Below are 17,477 nucleotides of genomic sequence, written 5' to 3'. Positions count from 1 at the left end.
TCGGGTCGGCGCCCGGCGACACGGTCGCCTGCGCCGACGGGGTGGCCCTGGGCGTCTCGTCCTTGGTGCACCCTGTCAGCAGGGTGAGACCGGCGAGTGAGGCGGCGGCGAACACGAGAGCACGGGACACGGGCGGCTTCCTTCTGCCTGGAGGGTCGTACACCAGGTCAGATGCCGCCCGGCCCGCCGAGGTTCTGGCACGTAACGGACCGGAAAGACCTGAACCCCGCTAGGTGCCGAGAATCTCGTCCAGATCGAACGCCACCGGCACCTCGAGCTGCTCGTACCCGCAGGATTCGGGTGAGCGGTCGGGCCGCCAGCGCCGGAACCGCGCCGTGTGCCGGAACCGCATCCCCTCCATGTGCTCGTAGGCGACCTCGCACACCAGCTCCGGCCGGAGCGGCACCCACGACAGATCCTTCTTCCCCGTCCACCGGGACACCGCGCCGGGCATCCGGTCGCCGTCGCCCTGCTCGGCCCAGCCCGACCAGGGATGCGCCGAGACGTCGTCGAGCCGGTAGGGCTCCAGCTCCTTCACCAGCTCCTCGCGGCGCGCCATGGTGAACGACGCCGCGACGCCCACATGCTGCAGCCGCCCCTCATGCCAGAGCCCCAGCAGCAGCGACCCCACGATCGGCCCGCTCTTGTGCCACCGGAACCCGGCCACCACGACGTCCGCGGTCCGCTCGTGCTTGACCTTGGACATCAGCCGCTTGTCGGGCACGTAGAGCACGTCGGCCGGCTTGGCGATCACCCCGTCGAGACCGGCCCCCTCGAACTCCTCGAACCAGCGCAGCGCCTTCTCGTAGGAGGTGGTGATCGGCGACAGGTGGACGGGCGGCCGGGAGTCCTTCAGGGCGTCGGCGAGCCGCCGCCGCCGTTCGGCGAACGGCAGCGACGTCAGGTCCTCGTCGCCGAGCGCCAGCATGTCGAACGCCACGAACGACGCTGGGATCTGCTCGCTGAGCAGCTTCACACGGGACGCCGCCGGATGGATCCGCTGCGACAGCGAGTCGAAGTCCAGCCGCCCGCCCGTGCGGATGATCACCTCGCCGTCGATCACGCACCGTTCGGGCAGCTCCCGTTTGACGGTCTCGACGAGCTCGGGGAAGTACCTGGTCAGCGGTTTCTCGCCCCGGCTCGACAGTTCCACCTCCGGGCCGTCCCGGAAGACGATGCAGCGGAACCCGTCGAACTTGGGTTCGTAGAACAGATCCCCCTGCGGCATGGCCTTGACGGCCTTGGCCAGCATCGGGGCGACCGGCGGACTGAGCGGGAGCTCCATCTCCCAAAGATAACCTTGTTCGTATGAGGCGTCTCGTACCGGACCCGGCGATGAAGATCGATCCGTTCGAGGAGTACCGCGTCTCGGGGCCCTGGCTCCGGGTCGGGATGGTGCTGTCCGTGGACGGTTCGGTGACCGACGAGCAAGGCTGGAGCGACGGCCTGGGCGGGAAGGCCGATCTGCGGGTCTTCCGTGTCCTGCGGGCCCTCGCGGACGGCGTCATGGTGGGCGCGTCGACCGTCCGGACGGGCCGGATCGGCCCGGCGAAGCTGACCGCCGACCTCCGTGCCAGACGCGGTTCCGGTCCGGCGCCGATCGTCGTCGTCAGCCGCTCCCTCGACCTGGACTGGTCACTTCCGCTCTTCCAGGACGACTCCACGATCGTCGTCACGTCCGACCACGCGACCGCCCCGTCCCACGCGACGGTCGTCTCCGCGGGTGACGGGGACGTCGATCTGCCGCTCGCCGTGGAAATCCTTCGCAAAGAACACGGCATGGCCCATTTGCTCTGCGAGGGCGGCCCCGGGCTGACGACCTCACTCGTTCGCGACGGCCTGGTCGACGAATTCTGTCTCAACCTCGCGCCCACCCTGCTGGGCTCCGCCCACCACACCAGGCTCCTCGGTGACGCTCCGCGACAGGAACTCTCTCTAAAAGCGGCGTACGAGGACGAAAACGTTCTCTTCCTTCGCTACGGCCTCACCAGCGCCTAACGCCCCGTGGCCATCAAAGGCCACAATTGCCCCTTGATGCGAGGCAACCTTTGGGGGGATCTTCCTTACTTGACACCGTCTTTCACTTTGTCAAGGAGCCCCTCTTGATCCGAACTCCGACGCGCGCCCTGGCCTTGATCACCCCCCTGGCGCTCGTGTTCGCGCTGAGCGCGGGAAGCCCAGCGCAGGCCGCACCGAAGAGCTTCACCGACCAGGCCAAGACCGCCATCGCGAAGACGGCCGGCGCCTACAAGTTCACGAGCGCGAAGACCATCAAGGACAAGTCCAAGCTCGACTCGTCCCAGGTGCAGATCGAGGACACCGACTTCCGCTCCGGCGAGTCCCTGATCTCGGTGTCGCGGGAGGTCGGCGCGGTGCGCCCCGTCACCGAGACCGCCGCGGCCCGACGCGCCGTGGGACTGCGCAAGGTCAAGCGCGCGGGCGTCGGGGTCAAGAACGCCGTGCTCACCGACACCGCCGACGAGTGGGGCCCCGGCCTGCTGATCCTCTCCTGGACGGAACGCGACGGCGTCAACTACTACGTGACGGCCCGTGACTCGGTCGACGCCGCCGGCCTGGAGAAGATCGCCGCCGCCCTGCCCGCCGACTCCACGAAGGTGTCCAGCAAGGCGCGCAAGGCCATCAAGAAGGCCAAGCGCGAGCGCGCCGCCGAAGCCGAACAGCGCGGCTCCGGAAACAAGATCGTTGATGGTTCGGGCGCGTACAACGACGACTTCGGCGATGAGAGCGACCTCTGCAACGGGTGCGGCTACTCGCACAGCAACTATGTCGGCATGTGGCAGCTCATCATGTGGGCCGACGGCAAGATGGGCTCCAACCAGAAGGACTGCTGGTTCGGGAGCACCACGCAGAACGCGGTGAAGTCCTGGCAGTCGTCCAAGGGCCTGAGCGCCGACGGATACATCGGATCCGGAACACGCGGTAAGGCGGACAACTACATCCAGTCCTGGGACGGCAACACGGTGAAGTACGCGGGCACCTCCGTGCCGGTCTACTTCTACCGCAGCGGCTACTACTACTGGGGGACCAGCGCGACGTCCTCGGCGCGCATCAACTACACCAGCGCCACCCTCAGCGGCTGCTGATCCCGATCTCGGCGAGGACCGCCCCCGGAGCGTTCGCCGCTCCGGGGGCGGTCCTGTGACAACCTCGCGGGCTCCCGGGACGTGTTGACTGTGACGTCGGGCGAAGGGGTCATCCATGGATGAAGAGCATCTGTCTTTCACCGCATTCGTGCGGGGCAGCGGCACCCGTCTGCTGCGTTTCGCGGTGGCGCTCTGCGGCGACAGGGAGCAGGCGGAGGACGCCTTGCAGAGCGTGCTGGAGCGGGTCTACCCGCGCTGGCAGAAGATCGTCGCCCATGGCGATCCCGAGTGGTACGTGAAACGCGGCGTCGTCAACGAGCTCAAGGACGGCTGGCGCAGACGTAAACGCCGCCCCGAAGAGCTCGGCATCGACGCCGAACTCGACGGCGGCACCTACACCCCCTTCGACGCCTTCGTCACGCGCGACGCCGTGCGGCGCGCGATGACCGGCCTGCCGACGGGACAACGGACCGTGATCGTCCTGCGTTACTGGGAGGGTCTGTCCGAGGCCGAGACCGCCCGGCTCATGGGCGTCTCGGTCGGCACAGTGAAGAGCCAAGGGCACCGCGCGATGCGAACACTGCGGTCGACGCTCCGGCTCGAAGAGGACATCGAACCTGCGGGAGCGCACAGATGAACACCGAAACCCGGTTGGAATCGCTGGTCAGCGCCTCGGTCGAAGCCGAGGTGCGGGGCGTCGAGCTGCCCGCCGACTTCCTGATCCGGATCACCGAGCGGCGACGCCGCAGGGCTCCCCGGTTCGGCCTGCTGGCCGTGGGGCTCGCCACCGCGACGGTCGCGGTCGCCGTGCCGATCGTGCTGACCGTCAACGACGGTCAGGACCGTGTGGCAGTGGTGGCGGCCACGCCGAGCTCGCTGGACGGCAAGATCACAGAGGGTCCGCTCCCGGACGGCTACGGGTCGGAGCAGACGGCGAAGGGGGCGGCCGGTTGGCAGGAGGCCGACCCGAAGGTGACAGGAGTCCGCGTGTGGGTGCGGGACTTCCGCGCGCCCCACGACGGAGGCCCCGAGCCGCTCGTGGCCACCGTCCGCGTGCTGACCGGTGACGTCACCTTCGCGAAGGCGGTCACCGCGGTCGAGGGCGCTTTCGACGCCCCGCACTACGTGGACATCACCGGCTCGTTCCCCCGTGGCGAAGCCGTCTACCGCGGTCCGGAAGCTGATTTCGACGGTCATCTCGTCGCCTGGCGGCCGCGCAAGGGACTGATGATCGTGGTGCGCTCCTACGCGCTCACCCGCGAGCAGACCATCGACCTCGTGAAGGGAACGACTGTCAAATGATCAGGTGCCACCGGATTCATTTCGAGCGGCGGAGCAGCAGCAGGGAGCGGCCCGGGAGGTCGATGCCGGAGCGGGACGTCAGGTCGGCTCCGTGGTCGTCGGAGGCCGTGTCCAGGACCGGGGTCCAGCGGGTGCCGAACGCGGCGTCCGGGAGGGTGAAGGGCAGCGTTTCGGCGTAGGCGTTGATCAGCAGGAGGAAGGAGTCGTCGCGGACGCGGCGGCCCCTGACGTCCGGCTCGGTGATGGCGTCGCCGTTGAGGAACACCGTCAGCGACTTGGCGTGGCCGTGGTGCCAGTCCCCGTCGGTCATCGGATCGCCGGCGGGGGTCAGCCACGCGATGTCGGCGTCGCCGTCGAAGAAGCGGCGGCGGCGCAGGATCGGATGGTCGCGGCGGAGCGCGGTGAGCCGCTGCACGAACTCCAGATCGCCCGCGTGATCCGGGTCGCCGTCGCCGGACCAGCGCACCCAGGACGTCGGGTTGTCCTGGCAGTAGGCGTTGTTGTTGCCGCCCTGTGACCGTGCGAACTCGTCGCCCGCCACCAGCATCGGCACGCCCTGCGACAGGAACAGGGTGGCCAGGAGGTTGCGGCGCTGGCGGGTGCGGAGCGCGTTGATCGTCGGATCCTCGGTGGGGCCTTCGTGGCCGCAGTTCCAGGAGCGGTTGTCGTCGGTGCCGTCCCGGTTGTGCTCCAGATTGGCCTCGTTGTGCTTGGTGTCGTAGGAGACCAGGTCGGCGAGGGTGAAACCGTCGTGGGCCGTCACGAAGTTGATGGACGCGACCGGCCGCCGGTTGTTGTGCGCGTACAGATCGGACGAACCTGTCAGCCGTGAGGCGAACTCGGGCATGGTCGCGTACTGGCCGCGCCAGAAGTCGCGGACGGTGTCGCGGTACTTGCCGTTCCACTCCGTCCACTGCGGCGGGAAGTTGCCGACCTGGTAGCCGCCCTCGCCGACGTCCCACGGCTCGGCGATCAGCTTGACCTGGGACACCACCGGGTCCTGCTGGACGAGGTCGAAGAACGCCGACAGCCGGTCGACGTCGTGCAGTTCACGGGCGAGCGCGGAGGCCAGGTCGAAGCGGAACCCGTCGACGTGCATCTCCAGGATCCAGTACCGCAGCGAATCCATGATCAGCTGGAGGGAGTGCGGGTGCCGGACGTTGAGGGAGTTGCCGCAGCCGGTGTAGTCGAGGTGGTAGCGGCGGTCGTCGTCGCGCAGCCGGTAGTAGGCGTTGTTGTCGATGCCCCGGAACGACAGGGTCGGCCCGAGATGGTCGCCTTCGGCGGTGTGGTTGTAGACGACGTCGAGGATCACCTCGATCCCGGCCCGGTGCAGGGCCCGGACGGCCGTCTTGAACTCGGCGACCGGATCGGGCCCCGCCGCGTAGGTGTTCTGCGGCGCGAGGAAGCCGATCGTGTTGTAGCCCCAGTAGTTGGTCAGCTCGCGGGCGACGAGACGGTGCTCGGGCACGTTCTGGTGGACCGGCAGCAGCTCGATCGCGGTGACGCCCAGCTCCAGCAGATGGTCGATCAGCACCGGGTGGGCGAGCCCCGCGTAGGTGCCGCGCTGCTCGGCGGGGATGCCGGGATGCAGCATCGTCAGCCCCTTGACGTGCGCCTCGTACAGGACCGTCCGGTGGTAGGGGGTGCGTGGCGGCCGGTCGTCGCCCCAGTCGAAGAACGGGTTGATGACGACGTTCTTCGGCATGTACGGGGCCGAGTCCTCGGTGTTGAGCCGGTCGGGATCGGTGAGCTCGTAGGAGAACAGCGACGGATGCCAGGCGACCTGGCCGTCCATCGCCTTGCCGTACGGGTCGAGCAGCAGCTTGGACGCGTTGCAGCGGTGCCCGTCGGCCGGCCGGTGGGGGCCGTGCACGCGGTAGCCGTAGCGCTGCCCCGGGCCGACCCCCGGCAGATGGCCGTGCCAGACGAACCCGTCGACTTCGGGCAGTTCGATCCGTTCCTCGCGGCCCTCGTCGTCGAACAGGCAGAGCTCGACCCGCTCGGCCGCCTCGGAGAAGAGGGCGAAGTTGGTGCCGCTGCCGTCCCAGGTGGCGCCCAGGGGGTACGCCTCACCCGGCCATGTCTCGCGTTTCCCCATGTTCTTGATTGTTGCCCACGATGCGGCGGATAGTCGGCTTCTCGGAAAACCTAGTAAACCCGTAGGAATTATTGACATCACGGGGCTCGGATGATCGGATGAACGGGACGCGCCCGTTCGAGAGGAGCCCCCGTTGACAGATTTCGACATTCGCAAGGCAGGCGGCCGGATCGGCGCCGAGGTGGTCGGCCTCGACGTCCGCGACATCACCGAACCGCTGTTCGCCGAGCTCAACGCCGCGCTGCTGGAGCACAAGGCGCTCATCTTCCGCGGCCAGCACCTCGACGACGAAGGCCAGACCGCCTTCGCGTCGCGGTTCGGGCCGCTGACCGGCGCCCACCCGACGGTGCCGTCGGTCGAGGGGCAGCCGCAGGTCCTCGACGTCAACGGCGACGAGGGCATCCGCGCGAACCAGTGGCACACCGACGTCACGTTCGTCCGGACGCCGCCGAAGGCCAGCACGCTGCGCGGCATCATCGTCCCGCCCTACGGCGGCAACACCCTGATCGCGAACTCGGCCACCGCCTACCAGGACCTGCCCGAACCGCTCCGCCGGTTCGCCGACGAGGCGTGGGCCGTCCACGCCAACGACTACGACTACGTGCAGCCGCAGTTCGACAGCGAGCAGCGCCAGGAGCACCGCAAGGTGTTCACCACCACGAAGTACCGCACCGCCCACCCGGTCGTCCGGGTCCATCCGGAGTCGGGGGAGCGCGGCCTGTTCATCGGCGGTTTCGCCCAGCAGATCGTCGGCCTGTCGACCCGCGAGTCCCGCGCCCTCCTCGACCTGCTCCAGGCGTACGTCACCCGCCCGGAGAACATCTTCCGCGTCCAGTGGCAGCCCGGCGACCTCGTCCTGTTCGACAACCGCATCACCCAGCACTACGCCCCCGACGACTTCGGCGACCTGCCCCGCCACCTCCGTCGCGTCACCGTCGCGGGCGACGCCCCCGTCAGCATCTCCGGCGAGACCTCAAAACTCCTGGAGGGCGACGACGCCTCCCATTACACCCCGGCCTAGGGTCGGCGGGCCCGCCGAGCCCCGCTCAGCGCCGCATCGACGGCCCGGCGTCCTGGCCGGGAACGGCCTCTTCCGCGTAGGTCGCTGCACGAAGCGGACCGGCCCCGCATCCCATGGAGATGCGGGGCCGGTCGGCGTCGGGCGTGTCAGAGGATGGCGCCCGGGGTGTAGGCGGCGGCGGACGGGTAGCGCTTGGTGAGGGTGTCGATGTGGGCGACGACCGTGGCGACCTGGGCGGCGGCGGCGCCGGTGAAGGAGAGGCGGTCGGCCATCAGGGCGTCGAGGGCGGCGCGGTCGAGGGGGAGCCGGTCGTCGGCGGCGAGCCGGTCGAGGAGCTGGTTGCCGGCCGTGCCCTGCTCGCGCATGGCCAGCGCCGACGCGACCGCGTGCTCCTTGATCACCTCATGGGCCTCCTCACGGCCCACCCCGGCCTTGACGGCGGCCATCAGCACCTTGGTGGTGGCGAGGAACGGCAGGTAGCGGTCGAGCTCCCGGCCGATCACGGCGGGGAACGCGCCGAACTCGTCGAGGACGGTCAGGAAGGTCTCGATCAGCCCGTCGAAGGCGAAGAACGCGTCCGGCAGCGCGACCCGGCGGACCACGGAGCACGACACGTCGCCCTCGTTCCACTGGTCGCCGGCCAGTTCGGCCGTCATCGAGGAGTAGCCGCGCAGGATGACCATGAGGCCGTTGACGCGTTCACAGGAGCGCGTGTTCATCTTGTGGGGCATCGCGGACGAACCGACCTGCCCCTCCTTGAAGCCCTCGGTGACCAGTTCGTGGCCCGCCATCAGCCGGATGGTCTTGGCGAGCGACGACGGCGCGGCCGCGAGCTGCACGAGCGCCGACAGCACGTCGTAGTCGAGGGAGCGCGGGTAGACCTGCCCGACCGAGGTGAACGCCGAGCCGAAGCCCAGGAACTCGGCCACCCGGGATTCGAGGTCCTCGAGCTTCGCGGAGTCGCCGCCGAGCAGGTCGAGCATGTCCTGCGCGGTGCCGACCGGGCCCTTGATCCCGCGCAGCGGGTAGCGGGCGATGAGGTCCTCGAGCCGGGCGAACGCGGCGAGCAGCTCGTCGGCGGCCGTCGCGAACCGCTTGCCGAGGGTCGTGGCCTGCGCGGCGACGTTGTGGGACCGGCCCGCCATGACGGTCTCGCCGTACTGGGCGGACAGGGAGCCGAGCCGTGCGAGCACCGCGACGACCCGGTCGCGGGCGTGTTCCAGCGACAGCCGGATCTGGAGCTGTTCGACGTTCTCGGTGAGGTCGCGGGAGGTCATGCCCTTGTGGACGTGCTCGTGTCCTGCGAGGGCGTTGAACTCCTCGATCCGGGCCTTCACGTCATGCCGGGTGATCTTCTCCCGTGCGGCGATGGAGCCGAGGTCGACGGTGTCGAGCACCCGCTCGTAGTCGGCGAGGGCCGCCTCGGGAACGTCGATCCCCAAGGCGGCCTGGGCGCGCAGCACGGCCAGCCACAGCCGCCGCTCCAGCACCACCTTGTGCTCCGGAGACCACAGGACGGCCAGGTCTGGGGAGGCGTAGCGACCGGCGAGGACGTTGGGGATACGAGGCTTGGAAGTCACGTTCCCCAAGTGTATACAGCGGGTGTATACAGCGGGGTATCGCCCCTGTTCAGCCGGTCAGCAGGTCGGGGCTATCGGCGAGGGAGCGCAGATGCGCTCCGGGGTCGGCGATCAGCCGTCTGGCGTCGAGGTCGAGCAGCCCCGCGACGCCCTCCAGCTCGGCGGAGACGGTCCCGTCCTCCTTGATGATCTGCTGATGGATCTTGAAGGTCTTGCCTTCGCCGTAGACGAACGCGCAGGTCACCCTCACCCGCTCGCCGCCGCGCAGCTCCCTTTTGAACTTCAAGGTCAACTCCAGCGCGACCGGGCCGACCCCGGAGGCGAGCAGCTTGTCCTGCGGGAGCCCCGCGGCGCGCAGCAGCTCCCACCGCGCGTGCTCGCAGTACTGCAGGTAGACGGCCTGATTGAGATGTCCCTGGGTGTCGAGCTCATATCCCCGGACCGTGACTTCGACAGAGAAAGCGGTCATCTGTCCATTATCTCAGCGACACGGGGTCGCCCCGCGTCCGCCACAAGAAGATTCAAGGAACCCTCCCGGCGTCCGTCATCATTCGGCAGAAGTGCCCGCGTCGCGGTGCGTCCGACCCATGGAGGACAGATCCTGTGCGCATGGCGGAAGTCGGCGCGGACTGGCAGGTGACGGCGTACATCACGCCGCGGGGCGAGGGTGAGGAGACCATCGGGCGGTTGCGCGAGCTGCGGGCGCGGATCCTCTTCGACGGCGGGCGCAGACCCGCGTTCCGGCGGGAGGACGGCGCGCACGTCGACCCACAGGAACTCGACCACGGGGCGATCCACTTCGTGGGACGGCGGGCGTCGGGCGGGCCGCCGCTGGGTTATGTGCGGCTGTCGCCGCCGCCCAACGCGCCGCTCTTCCAGACCAGGGCGTTCCTCGGCGACGCCCGTTACGAAGCGCTCCTGCGGGCCGAGAACCTGACCGAAGGTGACGTCTTCGAGCACAGCAGGCTCGTGGTCGAGCACCGGGCCCGGCGGCTGGGTCTCGGCGTCCATCTGAACGCGATGGCGATCGCTGCCGCGCACGCGCTGGGCGCGCGCGCCATGGTCGGGACGTCGGGCACCGCCGACGGCCAGGACGGCTTCCACGCCCGCTTCGGCTTCCACGAGATCCCCGGCACCCGCCGCTATGTCGAGCAGTACACCGAGGACGTCGTGATCCTTCTGCACCGTGCGGCCCAGGGCGCGGGCGAGCACACCGAGCTGGTGCGGCGGCTCCGCCGGCTGTTCCCTGCGTCCGTGGCCCCGGCCTCGGCGTCCCCGCCCGAGCTGGGGGAGGCGCCCGGTCCTGCGGCGCGGGAGGGCTGGCGTCCCGAACTGATCGAGGGCGCGGCGTTCGAACGGGTCGAGGAACTGCGGGCGTCGGGACGCGTCCGTGAGGTCTGCGACACGCTGGGCGAGCAGCTCGCGGAGCTCGTCACGGCACGCGAACCGGGCCTCGCCCGTGATCCGGGGCTGGTCGCGGCGGCCGTCGCACGCCAACTGGACGGGGTGCCGGTCGAGCGGTACGGGACGTGGGCCTGGTACCCGTGGTCGGGACGGCTCGTGCACGTGCTGCCGTGCGAGGAGCTCCGGCTCGTCAGGACCGACCGGAACCGCGGCAAGATCGACCGGGTGGCGCAGCGGCGGCTGCTCGGCAAGCGCATCGGGATCGTCGGCCTCTCGGTCGGCTCCAGTGCCGCCGTGACGCTCGCGCTGGAAGGGGTCGGCGGCGCCTTCCGGCTGGCCGACTTCGACGAGCTCGGGCTGTCGAACCTCAACCGGCTCCGTGCCGGGGTCCATGATCTGGGCGTCAACAAGGCGGTGCTGGCCGCCCGGCAGCTCTACGAGATCGATCCCTACCTCGAGATCGAGATCTTCCCGGCCGGGCTGAACCCGGAGAACCTCGACTCGTTCTTCGCGGGCGGGCTCGACCTGCTCGTCGAGGAGTGCGACACCCCCTGGGTGAAGATCGCGGCGCGGGAGAAGGCGCGGGCGCTCGGCGTCCCCGTCGTGATGGACGCCAACGACCGCGGTCTGCTCGACGTCGAGCGGTTCGACGAGGAACCGGGCCGTCCGCTGCTGCACGGCCTGCTCGGCGACCTCACCTCCGACGATCTCAACGACCTCACGCCCAGCCGCCGCGTCGAGCTGATCCTGGCGATGGTCGACGAATCCCGGATCAGCCCGCAGCTCGCGGCGGCGATCCCGCTGATCGGCCGCACCCTCAGCAGCTGGCCGCAGCTCGCGTCCGGGGTGGCGCTCGGCGGCGCGCTGTGCACCGAGGCCGCGCGCCGCATCCTGCTCGGCGAGGACTGCCCGTCCGGCCGCTATTACACCGATCTCGAGGCCACGGTCTCCCGCGAGAAGAGCACGGTCGCATGAACACCCTTTTCCGTACGCATCCGGCCCGTTCGCACACCGGGACGGCCCTGACGGGGCCGCTCGCCGTCGCCGGGACCGGGGTGCACCTGCCCGACACCGTGATCACCAACCGGGATCTCACCCGCCGTTTCGACACCTCGGAGGAGTGGATCGTCCGCCGCACCGGGATCCGGGAGCGTCGCAGGCTGATCCCCGAGCGGTCCACCTCCGACATGGCCGTGGCGGCGGCGCTGCCCGCGCTGAAGGCCGCCGGGATCTTCCCCGGCGACCTCGACGCCGTCGTGGTGGCCAGCTACACGGCCGACCAGCCGCTGCCGTCGACCGCGCTGATCGTGAAGGACGCGCTCGGCGCGCACCGGGCGCTGCCGGTGGACGTCACCCAGGCGGCGTGCGCGGCCGGGGTTCAGGCGGTGCTGCTCGCCGCGCACCTGCTGCAGAGCCCGTCGTTCCACGCGGTGCTCGTGGTGGCCGCCGACTGCGCGTCACGGGTCTGCGATCCGCACGACCGCACCACCGGCGTGTTCTTCGGCGACGCCGCGGCGGCCGTCGTCCTCACCCGCGCCCCCGACGGGGCGGGCCTGCTCTCCTGGGACTTCGGTTCGCTGCTCTCCTACGACGTGGAGATCCAGGCGGGCGGCTCACGGCTGCCGACCGATCCGGCGACCGTCGCGGGCGGCCGCCACTACCTGGCGATGGACGGGCGCGCCGTCTGGGACACCGCGACGGCCCGGCTGCCGGAGAGCATCCGCAGCGCCGTCGCCCGCGCCGATCTCGACCCCACCGAGATCGACCATTTCTTTCTGCACCAGGCCAACCTCAACATCCTCACCGCGACCCTCGACGAGCTGGGGGTGCCCGCCGACCGGGCGCCCGTCACGGTCGACCGGCTCGGCAACACCGGTGCGGCGGGCATGTTCACCGCCCTGCACGAGGCGTTCGCGGGGGGACTGCTGCGGCCGGGCGACACCTATGTGATGTCGGCGATCGGCGCGGGCTTCCAGTGGGGCACGCTCTGCCTGCGCCACTGAGCGGGACGTCCGGGGCGGAGCCCCACTCCGTCCCGGACGTCCGCAGGGTCACATGTCGCCGAACGCGATCCGCGCCGCGGTGAACGGATCGTGGCGCTCCGACAGCGCGGCGAGGTCTTCGAGCGCACGGTCCTCCCGGTGTGGCGCGAACTCTTCGGCCGACGGCTCGCCGTCGATCGAGGCGAATACCTCGCGTAGATCTTCGTAGCTCGACTCTGACTCGCCCACCCAACCCAGATTCATCACCTTTCCCACTTAATACCCAACACATCACTTTTGTGGGATGACTCACTAGTAGGACCGAAATGTAATCTTGAACGCGCCGCAAGGTGTGGGGATAGGATGGAAGAGACCTGTCGCCTCCCGCTGGAGTGGATGTTGATCATCTGAGCTTCGCGATCACCCCTGCACGGCCCTGACGCGCCGCTGCGGTGATGTGCCGACGACGTCTTCGACCGTCCGCGACCGCGAGGTTCCGCATGTCCTCTCCTTCTCTTTGCTGTTCCGGGCTGTCCTTCCGCTGGGCGGACGGCACCCCGATGTTCGACGGGCTCTCCCTGACCCACCGCCGCGGCCGCACCGGGCTGGTCGGCGTCAACGGGTCCGGCAAGTCCACCCTGCTCAAGCTGCTCGCCGGCCGGCTGCGCCCGGCCGCAGGATCGGTGACCGTCGAAGGCGGCCTCGGCTATCTGCCGCAGGACCTCACCCTCGACACCGGGCTCAGGGTCGAGCAGGCCCTCGGCATCGACGTCCGGCGGGCCGCGCTGCGCGCCATCGAAACCGGCGACACCGACGAACGCCACTTCACGGCCATCGGTGACGGCTGGGACGTCGAGGAGCGGGCTCTGGCCGTCCTCGGCTCGCTCGGACTGTCCGGCATCGGCCTCGACCGGACCGTCGGGGAGCTGTCCGGCGGCGAGACCGTGCTGCTCCGGCTGGCGGCGCTGCTGCTGGAACGTCCCGGGGTGCTGCTGCTCGACGAACCCACCAACAACCTCGACCTCCCGGCCCGCGCCCGGCTGTACGACGCGGTGGAGTCATGGCGTTCGGGCCATCTCGTCGTGGTCAGCCATGACCGGGAGCTGCTGGAGCGCGTCGACCGGATCGCCGAACTGCGGTCCGGCTCCCTCACCTGGTACGGCGGCGGTTTCTCCGCATATGAGGACGCCGTCGCCGTGCAGCAGGAGGCGGCCGGGCGGGCCCTGCGCGCGGCCGAGGCCGACGTGCGCCGGCAGAAACGCGACCTCAGCGGAGCCCGGCTCAGGACCGAGAGCCGCAGACGCCATGACGTGCGGCTCGACGGGCAGCGCCGCGCCCCCCGGATCGTCGCGGGTGAACGCCGACGTTCCGCCCAGGAGACCGCCGACAAGCAGCGGCTCCTGCACGAGGAGCGGCTGGCGGAGGCCGTGGAGCGGCTCGACGAGGCGGTGGGCGCGATCCGCGAGGACGCCGAGATCAGGGTCGATCTTCCCGGTACGGCGGTCCCCGCGGGCCGCGACGTGCTGACCGTGTCGGGGCTGCGGATGCGGCACGGCGCGTTGCGCGGCGGTGAGCTGCGCGTGTGGGGGCCGGAGCGGATCGCGGTCGTCGGCCGGAACGGTTCGGGAAAGACGACCTTGTTGCGGACCGTGGCCGGACAGATCGCGCCGCTGGAGGGTTCGGCGGAGGCGCATGTCCCCGTCCGGTTCCTGCCGCAGCGGCTCGACGTCCTGGACGACGAGCTGAGCGTCGCCGAGAACGTCGCGCGCGCCGCTCCCGGCGTGTCCGTCAACGAGATCCGCGCCCGGCTGGCCCGTTTCCTGTTCCGTGGCGGCCGCGCCGAGTATCCGGCGGGCACCCTGTCCGGCGGCGAACGTTTCCGCGCGGCGCTGGCCGCCGCGCTGCTCGCCGCGCCCGCCCCCCAGGTCCTGCTGCTGGACGAGCCGACCAACGACCTGGACCTGGCGAGCGTCCGCCACCTAGCCGAAGCCCTCTCCTCCTATCAGGGCGCCCTCCTGATCGCGAGCCACGACCTCCCTTTCCTCACCCACATCGGCATCACCCGCTGGCTCCATCTCACCAACACCCTCCAGCAAGTCGACCCCTCCGACCTCCCCACCCTCCTCTCAGCCCCACCCCCTACCTAACGAGCTGGCGGGCCATGACGACGCGCTGGATCTGGTTGGTGCCTTCGTAGATTTGGGTGATTTTGGCGTCGCGCATCATGCGTTCGACGGGGAAGTCGCTGGTGTAGCCGTAGCCGCCCAGGAGCTGGACGGCGTCGGTGGTGACGTCCATCGCCACGTCCGAGGCCAGGCATTTGCAGGCCGAGGACACGAACGTCAGGTCCGGGACCGTCTCGCCGTGGAAGGCTCGTTCGGACTTGATGGCGGCGTGGTAGGTGAGCTGGCGTGCGCCTTCGAGTTTCATGGCCATGTCGGCGATCATGAACTGGACGCCTTGGAAGTCGGCGATGGGCTTGCCGAACTGCTTGCGTTCCTTCACATAGCCGATCGCGTAGTCCAGAGCACCCTGCGCGATGCCGAGGGCTTGGGCGGCGATGGTGATGCGGGTGTGGTCGAGGGTGGCCAGCGCGGTTTTGAAGCCGGTGCCTTCCTCGCCGATGATCCGGTCGGCCGGGATGCGGACGTTGTCGAGGATGACCTGGCGGGTGGGGGAGCCCTTGATGCCGAGTTTCTTCTCTTTCGGCCCGAATGACACGCCCGGGTCGGATTTTTCGACGACGAACGCGGAGATGCCGCGGGCGCCCTTGGTGGGGTCGGTGACGGCCATCACCGTGTAGTACTCCGACACTCCGGCGTTGGTGATCCACATTTTGGCGCCGTTGAGCACGTAGTGGTCTCCGTCGCGGACGGCGCGGGTTTTCATGCCTGCGGCGTCGGAGCCGGCTTCGGCTTCGGAGAGGGCGTAGCTGAACATGGCTTCGCCGCGGGCCATGGGGGCGAGGTAGCGTTTTTTGAGTTCTTCGGAGCCGCTGAGCAGCACGGGTACGCTGCCGAGTTTGTTGACGGCGGGGATCAGCGAGGAGGAGGCGCAGACGCGGGCGACTTCTTCGATGACGATGACGGTGGCCAGGGCGTCCGCGCCGTTCCCGCCGTAAGACTCGGGGACGTGGACGGCGTGGAGGTCGTTTTGGACGAGTGCGTCGAGGGCTTCTTGGGGGAAGCGGGCGTTTTCGTCGACGTCCTGCGCTGCCGGAGCGATTTTGGCTTCGGCGAGTTCGCGGACCGTCTGCCGGAGGAGGTCGTGCTCCTCGCTCGGGGCGTAGGAGGGGAAATCGGTCATGACGGGTCCTTCAGGGGAGTGAAGGCGGCGCGGAGTTCCCGCTTGAGCACCTTCATGCTGGGGCCGAGCGGAAGCGAGTCGACGATCTCGACCCGGCGCGGATACTTGTGGCGGCCGACCCGGTCGCCCGCCCACGCGATCAACTCGTCAGGGCTGGGTGGTGCGGCCGGATCCGCCGGGACGATCACGGCGCAGACCTCCTCGCCGTGGGTGGCGTGCGGCAGCCCGATGACGGCGACCTGCGCGACCTCCGGATGCCGGATCAGCGCCTCCTCGACCTCCCGCGGATACACGTTGAAACCGCCGCGGATGATGAGGTCCTTGGTCCGGTCGACGATGCTGACGAACCCGGCCACGTCACGGATACCGAGGTCACCGGTCCGGAACCAGCCGTCCGTGAACGCCGCCCCGGTCGCCGCGGGCAGCCCGAGATAGCCGGTGAACACGTTGTGGCCGCGGATGACGATCTCACCGAGCTCACCGTCGGGCAGCGCCTCGAACACGGCCGGTTCGCCGTCGCCGATCGGCCGGGCGATCGCGACCTCCACGCCCCACACCTGGTGCCCGACCGTCCCGGCCTTCGTGCCGAACGCCGGCTGGTTGGACGTGGCGACCGGCGACGTCTCGGACAGGCCGTACGCCTCATAAACGGTCGCCAGATGGATCTGCGCGGCGTCCAGGACCGCGACGGGCAGCGGCGCGCCGCCCGAAACACAGAGCCGGAGCGCGGGCGGCGACGCCGACCCGCCCCGCACCGCCTCGATCAACGCGATGAACATGGTCGGCACCCCGTAGAACAGGGTGACGCGGTGCTCGCCCATCAGCGCGAGCGCGTCGTCGGCCTGGAACCGGCGCTGCATGACGAGGGTCGCGCCGACCCGGAACGTCGTGTTCATCGCGACGGTCTGCCCGAACGTGTGGAACAGCGGCAAACAGCCCAGCACCACGTCGTCGGCGCGGACGTCGAACACGTCGAACGCGCTGACCGTCGCGTTCATCACCAGGTTGAGCTGGCTGAGCACCGCGCCCTTCGGTTTGCCCGTCGTCCCGCTGGTGTACAGGACGACCGCCGCGTCGTCCGCGTCGCGGGTGGCGTGGCGGGGGAGCGGCGGCACCAGCGACGCGATCTCCTCCAGCCGCCGGTCGGCGGTGCCGCCGGGCCCGCCCACCGTGACGGCCAGGACTCCGGCCCGCGCGGCGGCGTCCTGCCCGGTCGCGTTCAGCGGATGGTCGACCAGCAGCACCCGCGCGCCGCTGTCGGCCAGCACATGGGCGACCTCACCGGCCGTGAGCAGCAGATGGACGGGGACGACGACCCCGCCCGCCGCGAGGATCGCGTAGTAGCAGCGCGGGAAGTCGACGGAGTTCCCGACCATCATCGCGACCCGGTCGCCGGGCGCGACGCCGAGCTCGGTGAGCGCCGCCCCGTAGGACAGGGCAGTCGTCCACAGGTCGGCGTAGGTGTGGTGTGCGGTCCCGTCGATGACGGCGACGCGGTCGCCGTGCTTGCGGGCGGATTCGGCCAGGACACTGGCCAGCGACAAGGACATGGAGCTCCCCAGGGGGTGGTCGGGAGGTCAGGGGTGGGTGCGGAGCATCGCGGTGACCCGCTCTCTGATGTGGGGGGTGTCGAGTCCGCGGAGGGTGAGGGTGGTGCGGCGGCGGAGGACGTCGTCG

Annotated in this window: 15 protein-coding genes; 8 read left to right on the top strand and 7 right to left on the bottom strand. The window is 69.8% G+C overall.

The features are described 5' to 3' along the window. Positions 1–229 precede the first annotated feature (229 nt). Positions 230–1,285 (bottom strand): ATP-dependent DNA ligase, encoded by a 1,056-nt coding sequence (locus tag ACYVE7_RS13645; RefSeq protein WP_460365024.1) that lies wholly within the window; start codon positions 1,283–1,285, stop codon positions 230–232. A 23-nt stretch (positions 1,286–1,308) separates the two neighbouring features. Between ACYVE7_RS13645 and ACYVE7_RS13640 the strand changes: the two genes are divergently transcribed. From ACYVE7_RS13640 to ACYVE7_RS13625, 4 genes are all read left to right on the top strand, one after another. Further along, on the top strand, positions 1,309–1,998 hold the full coding sequence (locus tag ACYVE7_RS13640) for a dihydrofolate reductase family protein (protein WP_460365023.1): 690 nt from the start codon (positions 1,309–1,311) through the stop codon (positions 1,996–1,998). A 104-nt stretch (positions 1,999–2,102) separates the two neighbouring features. Next, the gene (locus ACYVE7_RS13635) at positions 2,103–3,104 is read left to right on the top strand and encodes a peptidoglycan-binding domain-containing protein (protein WP_460365022.1); all 1,002 of its coding nucleotides are present in this window, start codon (positions 2,103–2,105) and stop codon (positions 3,102–3,104) included. A gap of 115 nt (positions 3,105–3,219) precedes the next feature. Further along, complete coding sequence (locus ACYVE7_RS13630) at positions 3,220–3,741, top strand: SigE family RNA polymerase sigma factor (protein ID WP_460365021.1); 522 nt, start codon at positions 3,220–3,222, stop codon at positions 3,739–3,741. Further along, positions 3,738–4,406 carry a hypothetical protein gene (locus ACYVE7_RS13625; RefSeq protein WP_460365020.1) on the top strand — a complete coding sequence of 223 codons (669 nt, stop codon included), beginning with the start codon at positions 3,738–3,740 and terminating at the stop codon, positions 4,404–4,406. Before ACYVE7_RS13630 ends, ACYVE7_RS13625 begins: the two co-directional genes overlap by 4 nt. Before the next feature lie 16 nt (positions 4,407–4,422). Here the strand turns inward: ACYVE7_RS13625 and glgX are convergent, their stop codons facing one another. Then, entirely contained in the window at positions 4,423–6,507 is a 2,085-nt protein-coding gene (glgX, locus tag ACYVE7_RS13620; RefSeq protein ID WP_460365019.1) for a glycogen debranching protein GlgX, read from the bottom strand. 133 nt (positions 6,508–6,640) lie between these two features. On the opposite strand from glgX, the gene ACYVE7_RS13615 reads away from it, so the two are divergent. Next, entirely contained in the window at positions 6,641–7,528 is an 888-nt protein-coding gene (locus ACYVE7_RS13615) for a TauD/TfdA dioxygenase family protein (RefSeq protein WP_460365018.1), read from the top strand. 146 nt (positions 7,529–7,674) lie between these two features. On the opposite strand, the gene purB is transcribed toward ACYVE7_RS13615, so the two are convergent. Beyond that, positions 7,675–9,108 carry an adenylosuccinate lyase gene (purB, locus tag ACYVE7_RS13610; protein ID WP_460365017.1) on the bottom strand — a complete coding sequence of 478 codons (1,434 nt, stop codon included), beginning with the start codon at positions 9,106–9,108 and terminating at the stop codon, positions 7,675–7,677. A 49-nt stretch (positions 9,109–9,157) separates the two neighbouring features. Next, complete coding sequence (locus tag ACYVE7_RS13605) at positions 9,158–9,577, bottom strand: acyl-CoA thioesterase (protein WP_460365016.1); 420 nt, start codon at positions 9,575–9,577, stop codon at positions 9,158–9,160. Between the two features lie 140 nt (positions 9,578–9,717). On the opposite strand from ACYVE7_RS13605, the gene ACYVE7_RS13600 reads away from it, so the two are divergent. Both ACYVE7_RS13600 and ACYVE7_RS13595 read left to right on the top strand, forming a co-directional pair. Beyond that, the gene (locus tag ACYVE7_RS13600; RefSeq protein ID WP_460365015.1) at positions 9,718–11,487 is read left to right on the top strand and encodes a ThiF family adenylyltransferase; all 1,770 of its coding nucleotides are present in this window, start codon (positions 9,718–9,720) and stop codon (positions 11,485–11,487) included. Next, complete coding sequence (locus ACYVE7_RS13595; protein WP_460365014.1) at positions 11,484–12,515, top strand: 3-oxoacyl-ACP synthase III family protein; 1,032 nt, start codon at positions 11,484–11,486, stop codon at positions 12,513–12,515. Before ACYVE7_RS13600 ends, ACYVE7_RS13595 begins: the two co-directional genes overlap by 4 nt. 48 nt (positions 12,516–12,563) lie before the next feature. Here ACYVE7_RS13595 and ACYVE7_RS13590 read toward each other — a convergent pair whose 3' ends face one another. Next, positions 12,564–12,743 carry a hypothetical protein gene (locus tag ACYVE7_RS13590; RefSeq protein WP_460365013.1) on the bottom strand — a complete coding sequence of 60 codons (180 nt, stop codon included), beginning with the start codon at positions 12,741–12,743 and terminating at the stop codon, positions 12,564–12,566. A 251-nt stretch (positions 12,744–12,994) separates the two neighbouring features. Between ACYVE7_RS13590 and ACYVE7_RS13585 the strand changes: the two genes are divergently transcribed. Continuing rightward, positions 12,995–14,641, top strand: a complete 1,647-nt coding sequence (locus ACYVE7_RS13585; protein ID WP_460365012.1) for an ABC-F family ATP-binding cassette domain-containing protein — start codon at positions 12,995–12,997, stop codon at positions 14,639–14,641. On the opposite strand, the gene ACYVE7_RS13580 is transcribed toward ACYVE7_RS13585, so the two are convergent. Both ACYVE7_RS13580 and ACYVE7_RS13575 read right to left on the bottom strand, forming a co-directional pair. Further along, a complete protein-coding gene (locus ACYVE7_RS13580) occupies positions 14,634–15,800 on the bottom strand; it encodes an acyl-CoA dehydrogenase (RefSeq protein ID WP_460365011.1) in 1,167 nt (388 codons plus the stop codon). The genes ACYVE7_RS13585 and ACYVE7_RS13580 overlap by 8 nt on opposite strands. Continuing rightward, positions 15,797–17,350 carry a long-chain-fatty-acid--CoA ligase gene (locus tag ACYVE7_RS13575; protein ID WP_460365010.1) on the bottom strand — a complete coding sequence of 518 codons (1,554 nt, stop codon included), beginning with the start codon at positions 17,348–17,350 and terminating at the stop codon, positions 15,797–15,799. Before ACYVE7_RS13575 ends, ACYVE7_RS13580 begins: the two co-directional genes overlap by 4 nt. Positions 17,351–17,477: the final 127 nt, after the last annotated feature.

The sequence above is a fragment of the Actinocorallia lasiicapitis genome (assembly GCF_054778695.1).
Note: the sequence above shows the minus strand (reverse complement) of the source record. Positions and strands in the feature narration are given on the sequence as shown.

Bases quoted from the DNA above. Each gene is read 5' to 3' on its own strand.
- ACYVE7_RS13645 (WP_460365024.1), bottom strand. From the start codon at position 1,285: ATGGAGCTCCCGCTCAGTCCGCCGGTCGCCCCGATGCTGGCCAAGGCC.
- ACYVE7_RS13640 (WP_460365023.1), top strand. From the start codon at position 1,309: ATGAGGCGTCTCGTACCGGACCCGGCGATGAAGATCGATCCGTTCGAG.
- ACYVE7_RS13630 (WP_460365021.1), top strand. From the start codon at position 3,220: ATGGATGAAGAGCATCTGTCTTTCACCGCATTCGTGCGGGGCAGCGGC.
- ACYVE7_RS13625 (WP_460365020.1), top strand. From the start codon at position 3,738: ATGAACACCGAAACCCGGTTGGAATCGCTGGTCAGCGCCTCGGTCGAA.
- glgX (WP_460365019.1), bottom strand. From the start codon at position 6,507: ATGGGGAAACGCGAGACATGGCCGGGTGAGGCGTACCCCCTGGGCGCC.
- ACYVE7_RS13605 (WP_460365016.1), bottom strand. From the start codon at position 9,577: ATGACCGCTTTCTCTGTCGAAGTCACGGTCCGGGGATATGAGCTCGAC.
- ACYVE7_RS13600 (WP_460365015.1), top strand. From the start codon at position 9,718: ATGGCGGAAGTCGGCGCGGACTGGCAGGTGACGGCGTACATCACGCCG.
- ACYVE7_RS13595 (WP_460365014.1), top strand. From the start codon at position 11,484: ATGAACACCCTTTTCCGTACGCATCCGGCCCGTTCGCACACCGGGACG.
- ACYVE7_RS13585 (WP_460365012.1), top strand. From the start codon at position 12,995: ATGTCCTCTCCTTCTCTTTGCTGTTCCGGGCTGTCCTTCCGCTGGGCG.
- ACYVE7_RS13580 (WP_460365011.1), bottom strand. From the start codon at position 15,800: ATGACCGATTTCCCCTCCTACGCCCCGAGCGAGGAGCACGACCTCCTC.
- ACYVE7_RS13575 (WP_460365010.1), bottom strand. From the start codon at position 17,350: ATGTCCTTGTCGCTGGCCAGTGTCCTGGCCGAATCCGCCCGCAAGCAC.